Below are 16,607 nucleotides of genomic sequence, written 5' to 3'. Positions count from 1 at the left end.
AGATAAGGGGGCGTTATCAATCAAAATGGGTTTATTTATCAAAGCGGTCCTATTAGCCAAAATAAAAGTCCGGAAAAAGCGTGGCGGGTTATCATACTCGCTAATAAGACTCGATAGTATCTATACCCGTCATATTTCAAGCTGCATATGCGTTGGCTTCCTTCGTTCACTCTAGTCACTTACTCATGTCAGTTCCTGGGGATTCCCTCAGTTGCCGCCTTCCTGCCACTCGAATTAGTTAGGGGATATGGGGACGACTAAAAAAGAGTTTATTAAAAAACAATCAATCAAGGGGTTGACATTCACCTCGCGAACCAGTTAACTAGTACATAAGTTCACAGGCACTTAAGAGCCTGAACGCCCCCCACAGCTAAAAGGCTAAGGGGATAAACTGAATGCAATCATAGATGAGTAGTGACTGATAATGAAAACTCCCCTGATTTCTTTACTACGTTGGTGGCACATCTCCCTCTCTCGGGCGATGTAATCACGCATATCAGTCATCAGACAGTGCAGATTGCTTCAGCCCGCTAATAGCGGGCTTTTTTATGGACAGATTTCAGCGTAATCACTTTTTTCAGGACAGATAAATGATGCAGACCTCGCGCCCTACTTTACAGTTACTGACCGCTACGGCGTGTTACCGCGATGACCCTACCGCGCTGTTTCACCAACTTTGCGGTGCACGACCCGCAACGCTGCTGCTTGAATCTGCAGAAGTGACCAGTAAACAGAACCTAAAAAGCCTGCTGATTATCGACAGCGCGTTGCGTATTACGGCGCTGGCGCAGAAAGTGACAATTGAAGCTCTGACGCGCAATGGCGCATCTTTATTACCGTTGTTGGATGCAGTATTACCCGCAGAAGTTGACATTCAGCTACGCCCTAATGGCCGCGAATTAACCTTCCCAGTCATTAATGAAGTACAGGATGAAGACTCGCGTTTACAGGCATTATCGGTTTTTGATGCGTTACGCCTGCTGTTACAATTGGTCGCGGTCCCAATGGCCGGGCGGGAAGCCATGTTCCTTGGCGGGTTATTCGCTTACGATTTGGTTGCCGGTTTTGAAAACCTACCGCCACTGCGTCATGAAAACCGTTGCCCGGATTTCTGCTTCTATTTAGCTGAAACATTGCTGATATTAGATCATCAGCATCGTACTACTCAGTTACAAGCCAGCCTGTTCACCCCTGATAGCAGCGAGCATCAGCGCCTGACCACCCGTTTGGCGCAGCTTAGCCACCAGCTACAACAAGCACCACAGCCTATTCCTGCCAAGCCAGTGCCTGAAATGACGTTACAGTGTAACCAATCAGATGAAAAGTACGGCGCAGTAGTCAGTGAATTGCAACAGGCTATCCGTCAAGGTGAGGTTTTCCAGGTGGTTCCTTCACGCCGTTTCTCGCTGCCTTGCCCGTCACCACTGGCTGCTTATCAAACCCTGAAAGACCATAATCCAAGTCCGTATATGTTCTTTATGCAGGATAACGAATTCTCGCTGTTTGGCGCGTCACCTGAAAGCGCTCTGAAATACGATGCCACCAACCGCCAAATTGAGATCTACCCTATTGCGGGTACCCGCCCACGCGGCCGCAGGGCCAATGGTGAGTTGGACCGTGATTTGGATAGCCGCATTGAGTTGGAGATGCGCACCGACCATAAAGAGCTGGCGGAGCACTTGATGTTGGTGGACTTGGCACGTAATGATCTGGCGCGTATCTGCGAGCCTGGTAGTCGCTATGTGGCTGATTTAACCAAAGTCGACCGCTATTCCTTTGTCATGCATTTGGTTTCCCGCGTTGTGGGTACCCTGCGTCATGATTTGGACGTACTGCATGCTTATCAGGCTTGTATGAACATGGGCACCCTGAGCGGTGCGCCAAAAGTCCGCGCTATGCAATTGATCGCGGGCAGTGAGGGGTCTCGTCGCGGCAGTTACGGCGGCGCAGTAGGCTATTTTACCGCGCACGGTGATTTGGATACCTGCATTGTTATCCGTTCAGCTTATGTCGAAGACGGCATCGCCACGGTACAAGCCGGTGCCGGTGTGGTACTGGATTCAATTCCACAGGCGGAAGCCGATGAAACTCGCAATAAAGCACGTGCTGTTCTGCGCGCTATTGCCACCGCCCACCATGCCAGGGAGATTTTCTGATGGCCGATATCTTGCTGCTCGATAATATCGATTCATTTACTTACAACCTGGTGGACCAACTGCGTTCTAGTGGTCATCGCGTCGTGATTTACCGCAACCAGATTGCCGCCGAGACGATTATTGCGCGTTTGCAGCAACTCGAACAACCGGTGCTGATGCTATCACCCGGCCCCGGAACCCCGGCACTGGCGGGTTGCATGCCGGAGTTATTGCAACGTTTACGTGGTCAGTTACCCATTATTGGCATTTGCCTTGGTCATCAAGCTATCGTCGAAGCCTATGGCGGCCATGTTGGTCAGGCCGGTGAGATCTTGCATGGCAAAGCGTCGGCCATTGAACACGATGGGCAAGGCATGTTTGCGGGGATGCCTAATCCATTACCGGTGGCCCGTTACCACTCATTAGTCGGCAGTAATATCCCCATAGAATTAACTGTTAACGCCCGTTTTGGCGAGATGGTCATGGCGGTTCGTCATGATGCCCACCGGGTTTGTGGTTACCAATTCCATCCGGAGTCGATTTTAACCACTCAAGGTGCCCGTTTACTTGAGCAGACATTAGCTTGGGCGTTAGCGTAATGAAGGAATATAAGATGCAAACTTTATTATCGAAAGAATTGTTATTAGAAAAGCTGTTTCGCGCCGAATCGCTGAACCAACAAGAAAGCCAACAGCTTTTTGCCGCTATCGTGCGTGGCGAACTGGAAGCCAGCCAATTGGCCGCAGCGTTGATCAGTATGAAAATACGCGGTGAAACACCAGCAGAGATTGCCGGTGCCGCACAAGCTCTATTGGCCGATGCACAATTCTTTCCGCGCCCTGACTATCTGTTCGCCGATATCGTCGGTACCGGTGGTGACGGCACTAACAGCATTAATATTTCCACAGCCAGCGCCTTTGTGGCCGCCAGTTGTGGGGTGAAAGTGGCTAAACACGGTAACCGCAGTGTCTCCAGCCGTTCCGGTTCATCAGACTTACTGGCCGCTTTTGGCATTCGTCTGGACATGAGCGCCGAGCAATCGCGATTAGCATTGGATGAATTAGGGGTTTGTTTCCTGTTTGCGCCGCAGTATCACACTGGTTTTCGCCATGCGATGCCGGTTCGCCAACAGTTGAAGACCCGCACCCTGTTTAATGTACTGGGTCCATTAATTAACCCCGCCCGCCCACCACTGGCGCTGATTGGTGTCTATAGCCCTGAACTGGTATTGCCCATCGCCCAAACCCTGAAAGTATTGGGTTACCAGCGCGCAGCCGTGGTTCATGGTGGCGGAATGGATGAAGTAGCGATCCATGCCCCGACTCAGGTCGCGGAGCTAAATAACGGCAGTATTGAAAGTTATGAGCTGACACCGGAAGATTTTGGTCTGAACCGCTATTCACTCGGCGCGTTGCAAGGCGGCGCACCGGAAGAAAACCGTGACATTTTAGCACGGTTGTTACAAGGTAAAGGTGAACCGGCACACGCCGCAGCCGTCGCGGCTAACGTGGCGTTATTGCTGAAATTGCACGGTCAGGAAAACCTGCGCCATAACGCGCAGCAGGCATTGGAAATGATCCACAGCGGTCAGGCTTTTGACTGTGTTACCGCTCTGGCAGCAAGAGGATAAATCATGCAGGAAACCGTACTTCACAACATAGTGCGAGATAAGGAAATCTGGGTTGCCGCGCGGAAGTTGCAACAGCCTCTGGCCAGTTTCCAAAACGGGATCACGCTGAGCCAACGCGATTTTTATCATGCGTTACAAGACAGTAAAACCGTTTTTATCCTGGAATGTAAGAAAGCGTCTCCGTCCAAAGGCGTTATTCGCGATAATTTCAATCCGGCAGAAATTGCGGCTGTTTATAATAATTACGCCTCGGCTATTTCGGTATTAACGGACGAAAAGTACTTCCAGGGCAGTTTTGATTTTTTGCCGCAAGTCAGCGCGGTAGTGACTCAGCCAGTATTGTGCAAAGACTTTATTATCGATGCTTATCAGATTCAGCTCGCCCGTTTTTATCAGGCTGATGCCATTTTGTTGATGCTATCGGTACTCGACGATGACACCTACCGCCAACTGGCCGCCGTTGCGCACAGCCTGAATATGGGCGTGCTAACTGAAGCCAGCAATGCCGCAGAACTGGATCGTGCCATTGCATTGGGTGCTAAAGTGGTGGGCATCAATAACCGTGACTTACGTGATTTGTCTATCAGTTTGGATCGTACCCGTGAACTGGCTCCGCGTCTGCCTGAAGGTGTCACGGTCATCAGCGAGTCCGGCATTAATCATTACCAGCAAGTGCGCGAACTGAGCCAGTTTGCCAACGGTTTCCTGATTGGCAGTGCCTTGATGTCTGATCCCGACCTTAATGCCGCAGTACGCCGCGTATTACTGGGCGAGAATAAAGTCTGCGGTCTGACCCGCGCCCAAGATGCCGCCGCCGCTTACCGTGCTGGGGCCGTCTATGGTGGGTTGATTTTTGTTGGCAGCTCACCACGTAACCTGGATATTGCTCAGGCCCGAGCAGTTATCAGTGGCGCGCCCCTGAAATATGTCGCAGTGTTCCGTGATGCCAAAGTAGAAACCATACAACAAACGGCGGAGCGATTATCACTGGCCGCTGTGCAATTGCACGGGCAAGAAGATCAAACCTATATCAATCAATTGCGCGAGGCTCTGCCTGCCGGTTGCCAGATTTGGAAAGCACTGAGTGTCAAAGACACCATACCAGCACGTAATCTAACGCATGTCGAACGCTATGTCTTTGATAGCGGCAACGGTGGCACCGGGCAACAATTCGATTGGTCGTTATTAGCCGACCAACCACTGGATAATGTCTTGCTAGCCGGTGGACTAGGTCCCGATAACTGTGATGCTGCGGCCCAACTGGGCTGTGCAGGTTTGGATATCAATTCCGGTGTAGAAAGCGCCCCCGGCATCAAAGATCCCCAGTTGATCGCCGCCGTGTTCCAGACATTACGCGCTTACTAGCTGCTAATTTACTTACCAGGACAAAAAAATGACCACACTTAATCCTTATTTTGGCGAGTTCGGTGGCATGTATGTGCCCCAGATTTTGATGCCAGCATTGAAGCAACTGGAAGAGGCTTTTGTCAGTGCTCAACGGGACCCTGAGTTCCAGGCGACATTTCAGGATTTGCTAAAGAACTATGCTGGCCGCCCGACAGCACTGACGTTGTGCCAAAACCTGACCGAAGGGACAAAAACCAAGTTATATTTGAAGCGTGAAGACTTGCTACACGGTGGCGCACATAAGACCAATCAGGTTTTAGGCCAGGCTTTATTGGCGAAACGTATGGGTAAAACCGAAATCATCGCGGAAACCGGGGCGGGTCAACATGGGGTCGCTTCAGCACTGGCTTGCGCTCTGCTGGGCTTGAAATGCCGTATCTATATGGGGGCCAAAGATATTGAACGCCAGTCCCCGAACGTGTTCCGTATGCGCCTGATGGGTGCAGAAGTCATCCCGGTGCACAGTGGTTCATCAACGCTAAAAGACGCCTGTAATGAGGCACTCCGCGATTGGTCTGGTAGCTACGAAACCGCCCACTATATGCTGGGAACCGCAGCAGGCCCGCACCCTTATCCGACTATTGTGCGTGAATTCCAACGTATGATTGGCGAAGAAACCAAAGCGCAAATGCTGGCCAGAGAAGGCCGCCTGCCAGATGTGGTATTGGCTTGCGTCGGTGGTGGCTCGAATGCTATTGGTATGTTTGCTGATTTTATTGATGAACCGGGCGTTGCTCTGATTGGTATTGAACCGGCCGGGCTGGGTATCGAAACCGGCCAACATGGTGCCCCGCTTAAACACGGTAAAGTGGGCATCTACTTCGGGATGAAATCGCCGATGATGCAAACCAGCGATGGGCAAATCGAAGAATCTTACTCAATCTCTGCTGGATTAGACTTCCCATCAGTCGGGCCACAACATGCTTACTTGAATAGCATTGGCCGCGCTGATTACGTTTCGGTTACCGATGACGAAGCGCTGGAAGCCTTTAAAGCACTGTCATGCAAAGAGGGGATTATCCCGGCACTGGAATCCTCTCATGCACTGGCTCATGCCTTGAAAATGATTAAAGCATCGCCGGAAAAAGAACAGATACTGGTGGTGAATCTGTCCGGGCGCGGTGATAAAGACATTTTCACCGTTCACGATATTTTGAAAGCACGGGGAGAGATTTAATGGAGCGTTATCAGCAGCTTTTCAACCAATTGGCGGCAAAGAGAGAAGGCGCATTCGTTCCTTTCGTCCAGCTAGGCGATCCGTCACCCGACATTTCCTTAGATATTATCGATACCTTAATTGCCGCAGGTGCCGATGCCTTAGAGCTGGGTATCCCATTCTCTGATCCGTTGGCTGATGGCCCGACGATTCAAAACGCGGCACTACGTGCTTTTGCCGCCGGAGTCACCCCCGATATCTGTTTTGATATGCTGGCAAAAATTCGCAAAAAACACCCTGTTATTCCCATTGGCTTGCTAATGTATGCGAATCTGGTATTCCACAACGGTATCGATAACTTTTACCAGCGTTGTGCCGATGTAGGCGTCGATTCTGTGCTGATCGCGGATGTCCCCTTTGAAGAGTCGGCCCCTTTCCGTGCGGCGGCATTGCGCCACGGGATTGCCCCTATCTTCATCTGCCCACCCAATGCAGATGATGACCTACTGCGAGAAATATCTTCTCATGGCCGTGGCTATACCTATCTGCTCTCCCGCGCGGGGGTCACCGGCGCTGAGAATCACGGTCATCTCCCGTTGAATCATTTGATTGATAAATTGCGTGAATATCATGCGGCTCCAGCCTTGCAAGGTTTTGGTATTTCAGAACCTGAACAGGTGAAAACCAGTTTGGCGGCAGGCGCAGCAGGTGCAATTTCAGGATCTGCGATTGTGAAAATCATCGAAAATAATGTCTCACAGCCCGCCGAAATGTTGCTTCAGTTGGCCCATTTCGTCACTAAAATGAAAGCGGCAACCCGCCGTTAACTGGCCAATCAGCGCCTGATGACTCGTGCAGATCAGGCGCTACATTCACTCTCTTTTCACCTCTCCCACGCGGTATCTTCGTTGTCAGTTTGAATAAAAGCCATTCATCACCAATAATTATGTAACAGCTAATCATTTATTGACCGTCTCTGTTCTGCAACGTCCTCTTACACATTGATAAACATGGAGAGTAATTTATGCGGCTTTTTAAGACCCTTTCAGCTTTATGTATCGCAGTTGTCATGGCAATGGCAGTGTCAGCATGTGCGCCAACAACCAAGTCAGAAGGAACCGGGGGGTATCTGGATGACACCGTGGTCACAACCAAGGTGAAATCAGCATTACTGGGTGAGAAGAATCTAAAATCTACTGAAATCAGTGTTGAGACCTTCAAAGGGCGAGTCCAGTTGAGTGGTTTCGTTAGCTCAAGTCAGGATGCAAACCGTGCCGTGCAAATCACGCGTACCGTACCGGGTGTGAAATCGGTCAGTAACCAAATGCAAATCAAATAGTATAATGATCGGAGGCGCATCTCTGCGCCTCCTTTACAAACCCGCCGCCCCACCGCGTCGAGCGACAATAGGTTAGAAACGGTAGCCAGCACCAAACATAAACACCCATGGATCAAGGCGGGTATGAATGCTCTGTTCTTCGCCTGCGGCTTTAAACTTGACGTCAGTTTCGATGTTCATCCACCAGACCGACATATTTAGCATCCAGTTTTCACTGACCATGTAATCCATACCCGCCTGCCCGGCAATACCCCACGAATCTTTAACGCTTAAATCCGTCAATCCGGCACCCGTACCGGTGTTATTGAATTTCTCATCAAAGAAAGTGGTGTAATTCAGACCGATACCCAGATATGGCCGCAGTTTGTCTTGTTTATCGCGGAAATAATATTGTGCCATTAATGTAGGAGGCAATTGCTTAACTTCGGCAATGTCTCCGGTCGGCCCAAGGCCAACTTTATGGCGGAACGGCGTAGCAGCCAGCAGCCAGCAGCCAGCAGCTCTACACCGATATTATCGGTTATCAGATAGCTGAAGGTCAAACCGAACTGAGTATTGTTATCTGCTTTGAAGGAACCATAACCTAATACATCATCAGACCCTGTATTTGGCCTGACCGTTGCCGTCCCTGCCCGGAAAATATAATCGCCTGCTTGATGCGCGCTTGCCGCTGTTGGTGCCAGAGTGGCTACGGCTAACAATGCCAAAGTGATTTTTTTCATTATCCATTCCCTTTGTAGGTATATTCGCGAACAGAATATACCTACAAATGAGTATTTATGATCCAATCGAGATCACATCTTTCATAACAATTTAAATAAATCCTATTTTATGTAGGGTTATTTAATTCATTAATAATATTGAAATTGATCTGGATCATAATCGCACCATTACGCCAAATTGAGCTAACGACCATTAATGAGAAATGGAACCGTTGCCATGCAGCTATACTGGGGGATCGTAGCTGTGAAATGGTGATCGGTTAGTTGCTTATTTTGTAAGGTATTGTAAATTAAAGGGTTGCCATCCTTGCAGATGGATAACTTCGAGGTCATCAGATGAGAAGAAATCAGTAGTAGACCAATGACGGTGTGCCACAGCGCGCCATAACAAGGTATAATCATCATCTAGCGCTATTTCTCGATCCCAAGGAGCTTTCATGCCTATCACGGCTAACACTTTATACCGTGACAGTTTTAACTTTTTACGTAATCAACTGCCCGCAATCCTGTTGCTGGCGGTGTTGACTGCGTTCATTACCGTCATGTTAAATCAGGCATTTATCCCTGATACTGAACAATTAGGTCTTTTGAGTTCCACAGAAAGTGATATTACGTCATCAGCAGGTTTAAGCATTAGTGAGATAGTGTCGCAGATGACACCAGAGCAACAGATGGTGCTACTCAAAGTCTCTGCGGCAGCCACCTTCTCCGCATTAGTGGGTAACGTATTATTAGTCGGTGGCATGTTAACGCTGATTTCTATGGTATCAACCGGTCGCCGTGTTAGCGCATTGCAGGCTATTGGTATTTCAGTGCCCATTTTACCTCGCTTACTGCTACTGATGTTTATCGGTACCTTGTTGATTCAGTTAGGATTGACGATGTTTATTGTGCCAGGTGTCGTCATTGCCGTCGCACTTTCGTTGTCACCCGTTATTGTTACCACTGAAAAAATGGGTGTTTTTGCGGCAATAAAAACCAGCACTAAACTGGCATTCGCCAATGTGCGGTTGATTATCCCTGCCATGATGTTATGGATAGCCGCTAAACTGATTTTACTGTATTTAGTTAGCCACCTGACTGCTCTGCCAACCCCGATTGCCACCGTGATTTTAAGTGCGCTTAGCAATCTGGTGTCAGCATTATTGCTGGTGTATCTGTTCCGCTTATATATGTTATTGCGCCCGGCCGATATTACCGTATAAATATCGCTTTAGATAACACGACAAAAGGGCCATTACGGCCCTTTTTGCTATTATTTGGATGAGTCATCAATAATGAAAATCGATCAGCTAATTTCAGGCTCCGCCCCAGCTTCCGGTACTTGTTGCTCTGGCTGTTGTGCCTCGGCCACTCGCTGCTTGCTCTGAATCAACTTAAGCGCCAGATACAAATCCGGCACCAAAATCAGGTCATCATCATGACTTTTCAGCCGATTAATCCGGAACCAGCGCGTCAGTTCAGTGCGCCTTCCTGCCAGTATCAACTTAATATTACGCTGTTTTAAGTCGCGTTTAAGCTCATCAATCGCCGCCAATACACTGACATCGGCATAAGTAAAACTGGCAACCGCATCAATCACCACCCAATTGGCCGGATGTGGTGTACTGTCGACCAGATTCAGAATGCGCCGTTTAAAATAGGCCACATTGAAATACGTGAGGGGCGAGTTAAAACGGTAAATCATCACGCCGGGTACGGGTTTAATCCCATTACCACTGCGCATTGAATGGATCATGCCATCAGCATTAACCCCTAATAGCTGCTCCGTTGGGCGGAATACCGTACGCAAGAATTGTAATAACCCCAACAATACCGCCAAACCGATGCCACTGATAACACCCACCAATACCACGCTGACGAAGGTGAATATCGCCAAATAGAAAGCTTGCGTATTACGTTTACGTAACTGCCATAAACTTCTGAATCCCAGTAACGACCAAGCGGCATAAATCAGTACGACTCCCAGCGCTGCGATCGGAATAAATTGCAGTGGTCGGGTTAAAAACAGCAAGACCAGCGCAATCATCAACGCGGCAATAATAGAAACCAATTGGCTCTTACCATTATTGGCATCATTAACCGCAGTTCGGGTACTGGCGCCACTGATGGCAAAACCTTGGGATAAAGCAGAAACAATATTGGTGATACCCAATGCACGCAGTTCCACATCCGCATCCACTTCATAACCATTCTTCGCCGCAAAACTGCGGGCAGTCAGCATCATGCTGACAAAACTGACCACCGCCAGGTTAAGGGCCGGGATAACCATGTCGCGTAACAGACCCGGTTGAAAATCAGGCCAATGCACCATGGGCAGGCCACCGTCAAAACCACCGACCACACCCACCCCAAACTGCTGCATATTGGCAGCCCAAGAAACAAAAGTTGCCATAACGATTGCCAACAAAGGCGCTGGCCAGTTTGGCCGTAACCATTTGACGCCATACAGCACGACGAAGGTCAGTAACGAAATAGCAACCGTGGGTAAATGGCTGTTAATCAAATTATGCGGCAGCGCCAGTACCCGCTCGATCAGTTGTGGCGGCCGAGTCATAAAACCAAAAACCTTGCCTAACTGATCGACAATAATGGTAATGGCCACCCCATTGAGCAAGCCGGTCAGTATCGGCCGCGATAACAAATCGGCCAATGCACCCAGTTTAAAACGGCTGGCCACCAGGCACCACGTTCCCATCATCAACGTCATCATAATGGTCAACTGCCAGTGAACTTCGCTATTACCTGCCGCCAGCGGTGCTACCACGGCGGCGATCACTGCACAAGTTGCGGCATCAGGCCCGACAATCAATTGCCGCGAGGAACCAAAAAAGGCATAGGCAATCATCGGTAGAATACAGGAATACAAACCAACTGCAGCACTGACACCGGTCAATTCAGCATAAGCAATCGCAATAGGCAATGCTACTGCGGCCACAGATAAACCCGCCCTGATATCCGGTTTGAGCCAACCGCGTTCATAAGCCATTAATTGGGTTAACCCCGGCATCCAATACCGCAGTGACTTTCTTTGCATATTGACTCCAACCCGCCTTAACCCACTATTTATTACTTATCATGCTGGGTTAACGTATTACTGGCAATATGCAAACAGAATCTGTTACTTATTTATCGTAAGTTTCTGCAAATTCCACTGGCGAAGCGCGCATTCCGGCAGATAATTAAGGATAATAGTCTTTTGCCGCAGGTACCCTCACTTCGTTGAATCCGGTATAGTCGGGCGGTGTACAAATGATGGATTGATTCATGAAGCAACTTTTAGATTTTCTCCCATTGGTCGTATTTTTCATTTTCTACAAGATGTATGACATTTTTGTCGCCTCAGGGGCACTGGTTGTCGCCACCTTATTAGCGTTGGCCTTTACCTGGATTAAATATCGCAAGGTAGAAAAAATGACGCTGATCACCGCGGTTATGGTGTTGGTATTCGGAACCTTAACGCTGGCATTCCACAGTGACTTATTCATTAAATGGAAAGTGACTGTCCTGTATGTTCTGTTTGCGGTCGCTTTATTAGTAAGCCAATGGGTTATGAAAAAACCATTGATTCAACGGATGCTCGGCAAAGAACTGACGCTACCTGATGCGGTCTGGTCAACACTGAATATGTCCTGGGCGCTGTTCTTCCTGGCTTGCGGCTTGCTGAATATCTATGTGGCATTTTGGTTACCTCAGGATATCTGGGTGAATTTTAAAGTCTTTGGCTTAACCGCACTGACCTTGATTTTCACACTAATCAGCGGCGTTTATATTTACCGGCATATGCCGGAAGAACAGAAAAAGTCATAATTTCAAAAGCAGGCAGAGATGACCCAGGAACAACTATCACCTCAGGGTGAGCAATCATTACCTAACGGTGAATTGGTACTTCGTACCCTTGCAATGCCCGCTGATACCAATGCCAATGGCGATATCTTTGGTGGCTGGTTGATGTCACAAATGGACATTGGTGGTGCCATCCAGGCCAAAGAGATAGCACAGGGGCGGGTGGTTACTGTACGGGTTGATGGGATGACATTCCTCAAACCTGTTGCGGTTGGCGATGTCGTCTGCTGCTATGCACGCTGTATTAAAACCGGCCGCAGCTCTATTACCATCAATATCGAAGTCTGGGTGAAAAAGGTCTCTTCTGAACCGATTGGTCAACGCTATCGCGCCACTGAAGCCGTCTTTACCTATGTCGCCGTTGATGATACTGGTAAGGCCCGTGCGTTACCTGACGGCCGAGGGAATTTCGAGGTTGGTGCCACTCAATAGTGGCTAACCACGTTTTCTGAGATTAAAAGGGTCGCCCTAAAAGCGACCCTTTTCTTATTCTGGGACGGACCTATTCCCCCCTGAACAACGCAATCAATAACGGCATTAATTCATTTCCATACTGCCGCCAATCTTGAACACGATGGTTGTGACATAATTTTTCGCCGCTACCGCTTCAAAACGCCATTTACGCATCACTTGCTTCACCTCACGCTCAAAAGTGTTGCGAGGTGTCGCTTCCAGCACCCTGACATTGGTAACCCGGCCATTTTCGTCAATATCGTATTGTACCTTGACCTGCCCTTCGACCCCTAAAGCCAGTGCCCTTGCCGGATAAATCGGTTTCGCCTTACTCAAGGCTTTTGGCCCTGCGGTGGTAGAGATGCCCGGAACCGAAGCCTTAGGCGCTGATTTTACCGGCGCATTGTTAGCCACCCGTGCTGGCTCATCGGATTTGACCGATTTTTCATCTCGTGGCGCTTCAACCGTCTTCACGTCCGGCTTTTTGATTTCTTTTTTCACCGGTTTAGGTTTAGGCTTCGGTTTTGGTTTCACGGGTTCAGAGATGGCGACAGCAACAGGCTCTGGCAATATTTCAGGCTCTGGAGCTGCCTCCTCCTCAATAGGTTCAGGCTCGGCCTGTGGCTCAGCAGCCACAGGTTGTGGAGCGGCAAAGGTAGCTATATTGACCATCGTCACTGCCAGTGGCGCATCTTCTATTTCAGGTGGTATTTTCATTTGCTCTACGGAAACGTACAGCAATGCTGCAACCACACTGCCGTGTAGCCCTACTGAAAATGCGATTGGCCATGTAAGCCGTCGACCCAGGAAAATTTTATTTAGCTGCATAATAATTCAGTGTCCTCTGATGCAGCTAAGTTTAAATGCAAATAGCAATCATATTCAATAAGCAACGACAAACAATCTTATCGAATAGCCTTAAATGATGTTTTAAGCGGCAATGTCAGTGAAATAATAGGTTCCTTTAACACTTGATGATCATTTGGTTTCCTGATTAATGACCGGTGTACTCATTGGATAACCGTAGGGAGGGCACCGCCATGCATGATTGAACTTATCGATGGAACATGCTGTTATGGAGCACCGAGCACAACTTACCTCGTTATACTCCCTCAATAATTTGAGTTGCTGGCAGGCAATCCCTACCGCGTGCAGTATGGCGAGTATCAATATTTTAAAGGTGAAACATGCTGTATGTAATCTTTGCCACTGATGTCCCCGACTCACTTGAAAAGCGTTTATCCGTACGCCCAGCACATCTGGCACGCTTACAAGCATTGCAGGATCAAGCCCGCCTACTGACTGCTGGCCCAAATCCGGCTATTGATAGCGCCGAGCCAGGTGCCGCTGGGTTTACTGGCTCGACGGTGATCGCTGAATTTGCCTCACTGGAAGAGGCGAAAAACTGGGCCAACGATGATCCTTATATTGCTGCCGGTGTATATCAATCCGTCAGCGTAAAACCCTATAAGCGGGTGTTCTAAATCAGTAATAATTTGTTACGTATATCCTGCTAATATATAAACAAAACTGAATATACGTAGCCATCTTCTGTTTTACCGCCCTATACCACCTGTCGGTCATCCCCACGATTACCTATATTTAATCATCTTTACTTATACTTACTGAGAATGATTGTCTAATCAGATATCGATTTTTATATCGTGACGTAACGTCATTTGTTAAATGCGGAGATCAAGACTATGCAATGTCCAGTATGCAAAGATACCCAACTGGTAATGTCTGAACGTAAAAGCATTGAGATCGATTACTGCCCTGATTGCCGTGGTATCTGGTTGGATCGTGGGGAACTCGATAAAATTATTGAAAAATCCGCTGAGAGTGTAGCTGTACCGGCCCCTCATTCTGACAATCGAGGCCAGGATCGTGATAATCATGGGCATGCAAAACCTAAGTACTACAAGAAGAAAAGTTTCTTGTCAGAATTATTTGATTAACCACCTTGATAGCATTGTAGATACTCAACAATACGCCTGAGCCTAGGCGTATTGTTTTTTATGCTGGCGTTTAAAATCGATGTTTCAACATAAAACCACCACTCACTAGACTTTGTAGTGCTTCAGCCAATGCTCTTCGCATGCCTCAACGGCTTTATCCAGCATGTGCGCTGGTGATTTTAATATCATATGGTCTTTCCTTACCCAGACAGGATAAGTGTGTTTACCGGCAGCAATGATTTGTTCAGAATAAATAGCGGCATGGTATAGCAGCTCAGACTCTTCACAATAAATCTCATACTTATAAAGTGCGGTACTGACTTTCAAATCCCCGAAGAATACTGTTTTCGCTAATTTATATTGAGACATGAACGATCGCCTTTGCTGAAATTGGGATCATATCATCCGCTGATCAGCGTTGTATAACTGTGATATTCACAGCAAAAGTTCGTTAAGTCGATGTCCTATCTGAGAAATTCTAGCGGCAACTTATTGACTTCACTCAGCGGCAATGAACTAAATAAGTAACCTTGCATAGCATCAACGCCCATCTCAGTTAACTGAATAAACTGCTGCTGAGTTTCGACTCCCTCAACTATCACACACTGGCAATGGTCACGTAAACGCGTGACCAGATTATCAAACGTACTACTCCCTCCCCATTGCCAGTAAAATTGTTTATCAATTTTGACGCACTCAAAGAAGCCACTGGCAACAGCAGCAAGATTAGCATTGCCGCTACCAAAATCGTCCAACCATAAAGAGTACCGTTCAGCCAGTTTACTCAATAATGTGTTCTTCGGCCCATCACTGAGATTAGGGAAACTCTCCATTATTTCTAGCCGGATAAAGGGCATCAAGCTTAATAATAATATGATTTCTTCGTCATACAACACAGCTTGAGCCATATCAAAATCTATATTTATTGAGAGTATTATTTGTTGATCAATAAACCATTTCTGGTGATTTTCCACCTCATATAATTGGTCACATAACAATTTAATCTTCATCGGAGCATTTAACTGATGCAGAAAACGCTCAGTATAAATGGGCGATTTAAAAGAGCTTGTAGTAAACCGGCTCAATAACTCCATAGCAAATAACTTACCGTTCTGCCGGTAAACCGGCTCACAGATAAAAATGCAATCAACAGCAATGTTTAGCCTGCTACTCACGGTAAGTTCCTTTTATTTAATTAGAATAGTCGTATTGATCAATTGGTAAAATTGTTCAATTTTTTATTATCAGTGATTAAAAACGATAGTAAAAGTGACCCAAAAGCAAGGTAACATGACAACCCATTGAAAGATATAAAATTATTATTTTATAGCGATGTTTATTTTAATTACTATTAATTTAGTATGGAAAAGGTCACCTCGAACAACCAAACAGTAACACCCCTGAAACTGAATGGTTAGAACGAAGCGACCTGATATATAGAGTAACGCGATGTCATTATAATGTGAAATAAACTTATTCATTACTATTGGTGCATTTTATTATTAATAATGACATCAGAATTGTCGCATTTTGATAATTTAGGATAGGAGTCATTTTTCTGCGGAAAAAAGTGTGATGTTAAGTGGAAGATATCATAACTGAATTTAAAATCAGCTAGCGCCTATTGACGATTTCATATGCAACCACCAGGTTAGGAACCTATTATATGCACGGTGTTGCAGTGACAAGTTAATAATTGGCGTATTTATGCCAAGGGGAAAACAAAAACAGCCTCATAAAGAGACTGTTTTTATGACCATCACGCTGGATCACCATTCATAAGCCACAGTGAACAATAATGACCGCCGATGCTGATGCTCGTGGAGTTGCCTGATACGGTATATATGGCGATAACGCCGTGATTGACCTTCAAGCCAGCGATTTCTTCGGCGCTGATTTTGCCGCAGCATACGCCAGCGGCCTACCTCATTCCTACTCCGTCTCATGAAACAACTCTTCCA

18 protein-coding genes, 1 pseudogene and 1 other annotated feature are annotated in these 16,607 nt (G+C 47.4%); of the genes and pseudogenes, 13 read left to right on the top strand and 6 right to left on the bottom strand.

Annotated elements, in window-relative coordinates; translation table 11 throughout:
• The first annotated feature begins 424 nt into the window (after positions 1-424).
• The 8 genes from trpL (at position 425) to AEP37_RS01450 (ending at position 7,667) form a co-directional block, all read left to right on the top strand.
• Complete coding sequence (trpL, locus tag AEP37_RS25575; RefSeq protein WP_082170648.1) at positions 425-487, top strand: trp operon leader peptide; 63 nt, start codon at positions 425-427, stop codon at positions 485-487.
• Positions 449-550, top strand: a sequence feature (Trp leader region). Its footprint overlaps the gene before it by 39 nt.
• A 43-nt stretch (positions 551-593) precedes the next feature.
• Complete coding sequence (locus AEP37_RS01480) at positions 594-2,156, top strand: anthranilate synthase component 1 (RefSeq protein ID WP_049608978.1); 1,563 nt, start codon at positions 594-596, stop codon at positions 2,154-2,156.
• Positions 2,156-2,734: a glutamine amidotransferase-related protein gene (locus AEP37_RS28030; protein WP_049608751.1), complete on the top strand. Its 579-nt coding sequence runs from the start codon at positions 2,156-2,158 to the stop codon at positions 2,732-2,734. Before AEP37_RS01480 ends, AEP37_RS28030 begins: the two co-directional genes overlap by 1 nt.
• A 14-nt stretch (positions 2,735-2,748) precedes the next feature.
• Positions 2,749-3,765: an anthranilate phosphoribosyltransferase gene (trpD, locus tag AEP37_RS28025; protein WP_049608748.1), complete on the top strand. Its 1,017-nt coding sequence runs from the start codon at positions 2,749-2,751 to the stop codon at positions 3,763-3,765.
• Between the two features lie 3 nt (positions 3,766-3,768).
• Positions 3,769-5,130 (top strand): bifunctional indole-3-glycerol-phosphate synthase TrpC/phosphoribosylanthranilate isomerase TrpF, encoded by a 1,362-nt coding sequence (gene trpCF, locus AEP37_RS01465; RefSeq protein WP_049608747.1) that lies wholly within the window; start codon positions 3,769-3,771, stop codon positions 5,128-5,130.
• 28 nt (positions 5,131-5,158) lie between these two features.
• Complete coding sequence (trpB, locus tag AEP37_RS01460) at positions 5,159-6,349, top strand: tryptophan synthase subunit beta (RefSeq protein ID WP_049608743.1); 1,191 nt, start codon at positions 5,159-5,161, stop codon at positions 6,347-6,349.
• Positions 6,349-7,155, top strand: coding sequence for a tryptophan synthase subunit alpha (gene trpA, locus AEP37_RS01455; protein WP_049608740.1), 807 nt, complete (start codon positions 6,349-6,351; stop codon positions 7,153-7,155). Before trpB ends, trpA begins: the two co-directional genes overlap by 1 nt.
• A 197-nt stretch (positions 7,156-7,352) precedes the next feature.
• A complete protein-coding gene (locus AEP37_RS01450) occupies positions 7,353-7,667 on the top strand; it encodes a BON domain-containing protein (RefSeq protein ID WP_049608737.1) in 315 nt (104 codons plus the stop codon).
• A gap of 72 nt (positions 7,668-7,739) precedes the next feature.
• Here the strand turns inward: AEP37_RS01450 and ompW are convergent.
• Positions 7,740-8,389, bottom strand: a pseudogene (ompW, locus tag AEP37_RS01445) (outer membrane protein OmpW).
• 437 nt (positions 8,390-8,826) lie between these two features.
• Between ompW and AEP37_RS01440 the strand changes: the two are divergent.
• Positions 8,827-9,594, top strand: coding sequence for a YciC family protein (locus tag AEP37_RS01440; protein ID WP_049608734.1), 768 nt, complete (start codon positions 8,827-8,829; stop codon positions 9,592-9,594).
• 83 nt (positions 9,595-9,677) lie between these two features.
• Here the strand turns inward: AEP37_RS01440 and AEP37_RS01435 are convergent, their stop codons facing one another.
• Positions 9,678-11,426 carry a SulP family inorganic anion transporter gene (locus tag AEP37_RS01435; RefSeq protein WP_049608731.1) on the bottom strand — a complete coding sequence of 583 codons (1,749 nt, stop codon included), beginning with the start codon at positions 11,424-11,426 and terminating at the stop codon, positions 9,678-9,680.
• Between the two features lie 230 nt (positions 11,427-11,656).
• Between AEP37_RS01435 and AEP37_RS01430 the strand changes: the two genes are divergently transcribed.
• Entirely contained in the window at positions 11,657-12,199 is a 543-nt protein-coding gene (locus AEP37_RS01430; protein ID WP_049608728.1) for a septation protein A, read from the top strand.
• 18 nt (positions 12,200-12,217) lie between these two features.
• On the top strand, positions 12,218-12,667 hold the full coding sequence (gene yciA, locus AEP37_RS01425; protein ID WP_049608725.1) for an acyl-CoA thioester hydrolase YciA: 450 nt from the start codon (positions 12,218-12,220) through the stop codon (positions 12,665-12,667).
• 105 nt (positions 12,668-12,772) lie between these two features.
• Here the strand turns inward: yciA and tonB are convergent, their stop codons facing one another.
• Positions 12,773-13,516 (bottom strand): TonB system transport protein TonB, encoded by a 744-nt coding sequence (gene tonB, locus AEP37_RS01420; RefSeq protein ID WP_049608723.1) that lies wholly within the window; start codon positions 13,514-13,516, stop codon positions 12,773-12,775.
• A 359-nt stretch (positions 13,517-13,875) separates the two neighbouring features.
• Between tonB and AEP37_RS01415 the strand changes: the two genes are divergently transcribed.
• Complete coding sequence (locus tag AEP37_RS01415; RefSeq protein WP_049608720.1) at positions 13,876-14,172, top strand: YciI family protein; 297 nt, start codon at positions 13,876-13,878, stop codon at positions 14,170-14,172.
• A 219-nt stretch (positions 14,173-14,391) separates the two neighbouring features.
• On the top strand, positions 14,392-14,646 hold the full coding sequence (locus AEP37_RS01410) for a TFIIB-type zinc ribbon-containing protein (protein WP_049608716.1): 255 nt from the start codon (positions 14,392-14,394) through the stop codon (positions 14,644-14,646).
• 105 nt (positions 14,647-14,751) lie between these two features.
• Here the strand turns inward: AEP37_RS01410 and AEP37_RS01405 are convergent, their stop codons facing one another.
• The 3 genes from AEP37_RS01405 to AEP37_RS24520 form a co-directional block, all read right to left on the bottom strand.
• Positions 14,752-15,015: a hypothetical protein gene (locus tag AEP37_RS01405; protein ID WP_049608713.1), complete on the bottom strand. Its 264-nt coding sequence runs from the start codon at positions 15,013-15,015 to the stop codon at positions 14,752-14,754.
• A gap of 95 nt (positions 15,016-15,110) precedes the next feature.
• A complete protein-coding gene (locus AEP37_RS01400; RefSeq protein ID WP_049608710.1) occupies positions 15,111-15,821 on the bottom strand; it encodes an EAL domain-containing protein in 711 nt (236 codons plus the stop codon).
• Positions 15,822-16,415: 594 nt separating this feature from the next.
• Positions 16,416-16,592 carry a YciY family protein gene (locus AEP37_RS24520; protein ID WP_072086220.1) on the bottom strand — a complete coding sequence of 59 codons (177 nt, stop codon included), beginning with the start codon at positions 16,590-16,592 and terminating at the stop codon, positions 16,416-16,418.
• Positions 16,593-16,607 lie beyond the last annotated feature (15 nt).

This window comes from Yersinia pekkanenii, assembly GCF_001152565.1.
In the GTDB taxonomy this organism is placed as follows: Bacteria; Pseudomonadota; Gammaproteobacteria; order Enterobacterales; family Enterobacteriaceae; genus Yersinia; species Yersinia pekkanenii.
Note: the sequence above shows the minus strand (reverse complement) of the source record. Positions and strands in the feature narration are given on the sequence as shown.

Coding starts and splice junctions, on each gene's coding strand:
- AEP37_RS01410 (WP_049608716.1), top strand. CDS start 14,392: ATGCAATGTCCAGTATGCAAAGATACCCAACTGGTAATGTCTGAACGT.
- AEP37_RS01405 (WP_049608713.1), bottom strand. CDS start 15,015: ATGTCTCAATATAAATTAGCGAAAACAGTATTCTTCGGGGATTTGAAA.
- tonB (WP_049608723.1), bottom strand. CDS start 13,516: ATGCAGCTAAATAAAATTTTCCTGGGTCGACGGCTTACATGGCCAATC.
- AEP37_RS01450 (WP_049608737.1), top strand. CDS start 7,353: ATGCGGCTTTTTAAGACCCTTTCAGCTTTATGTATCGCAGTTGTCATG.
- AEP37_RS01415 (WP_049608720.1), top strand. CDS start 13,876: ATGCTGTATGTAATCTTTGCCACTGATGTCCCCGACTCACTTGAAAAG.
- AEP37_RS28030 (WP_049608751.1), top strand. CDS start 2,156: ATGGCCGATATCTTGCTGCTCGATAATATCGATTCATTTACTTACAAC.
- yciA (WP_049608725.1), top strand. CDS start 12,218: ATGACCCAGGAACAACTATCACCTCAGGGTGAGCAATCATTACCTAAC.
- trpCF (WP_049608747.1), top strand. CDS start 3,769: ATGCAGGAAACCGTACTTCACAACATAGTGCGAGATAAGGAAATCTGG.
- trpD (WP_049608748.1), top strand. CDS start 2,749: ATGCAAACTTTATTATCGAAAGAATTGTTATTAGAAAAGCTGTTTCGC.
- AEP37_RS01440 (WP_049608734.1), top strand. CDS start 8,827: ATGCCTATCACGGCTAACACTTTATACCGTGACAGTTTTAACTTTTTA.
- AEP37_RS01435 (WP_049608731.1), bottom strand. CDS start 11,426: ATGCAAAGAAAGTCACTGCGGTATTGGATGCCGGGGTTAACCCAATTA.
- trpB (WP_049608743.1), top strand. CDS start 5,159: ATGACCACACTTAATCCTTATTTTGGCGAGTTCGGTGGCATGTATGTG.
- AEP37_RS24520 (WP_072086220.1), bottom strand. CDS start 16,592: ATGAGACGGAGTAGGAATGAGGTAGGCCGCTGGCGTATGCTGCGGCAA.
- trpA (WP_049608740.1), top strand. CDS start 6,349: ATGGAGCGTTATCAGCAGCTTTTCAACCAATTGGCGGCAAAGAGAGAA.
- AEP37_RS01480 (WP_049608978.1), top strand. CDS start 594: ATGCAGACCTCGCGCCCTACTTTACAGTTACTGACCGCTACGGCGTGT.
- AEP37_RS01430 (WP_049608728.1), top strand. CDS start 11,657: ATGAAGCAACTTTTAGATTTTCTCCCATTGGTCGTATTTTTCATTTTC.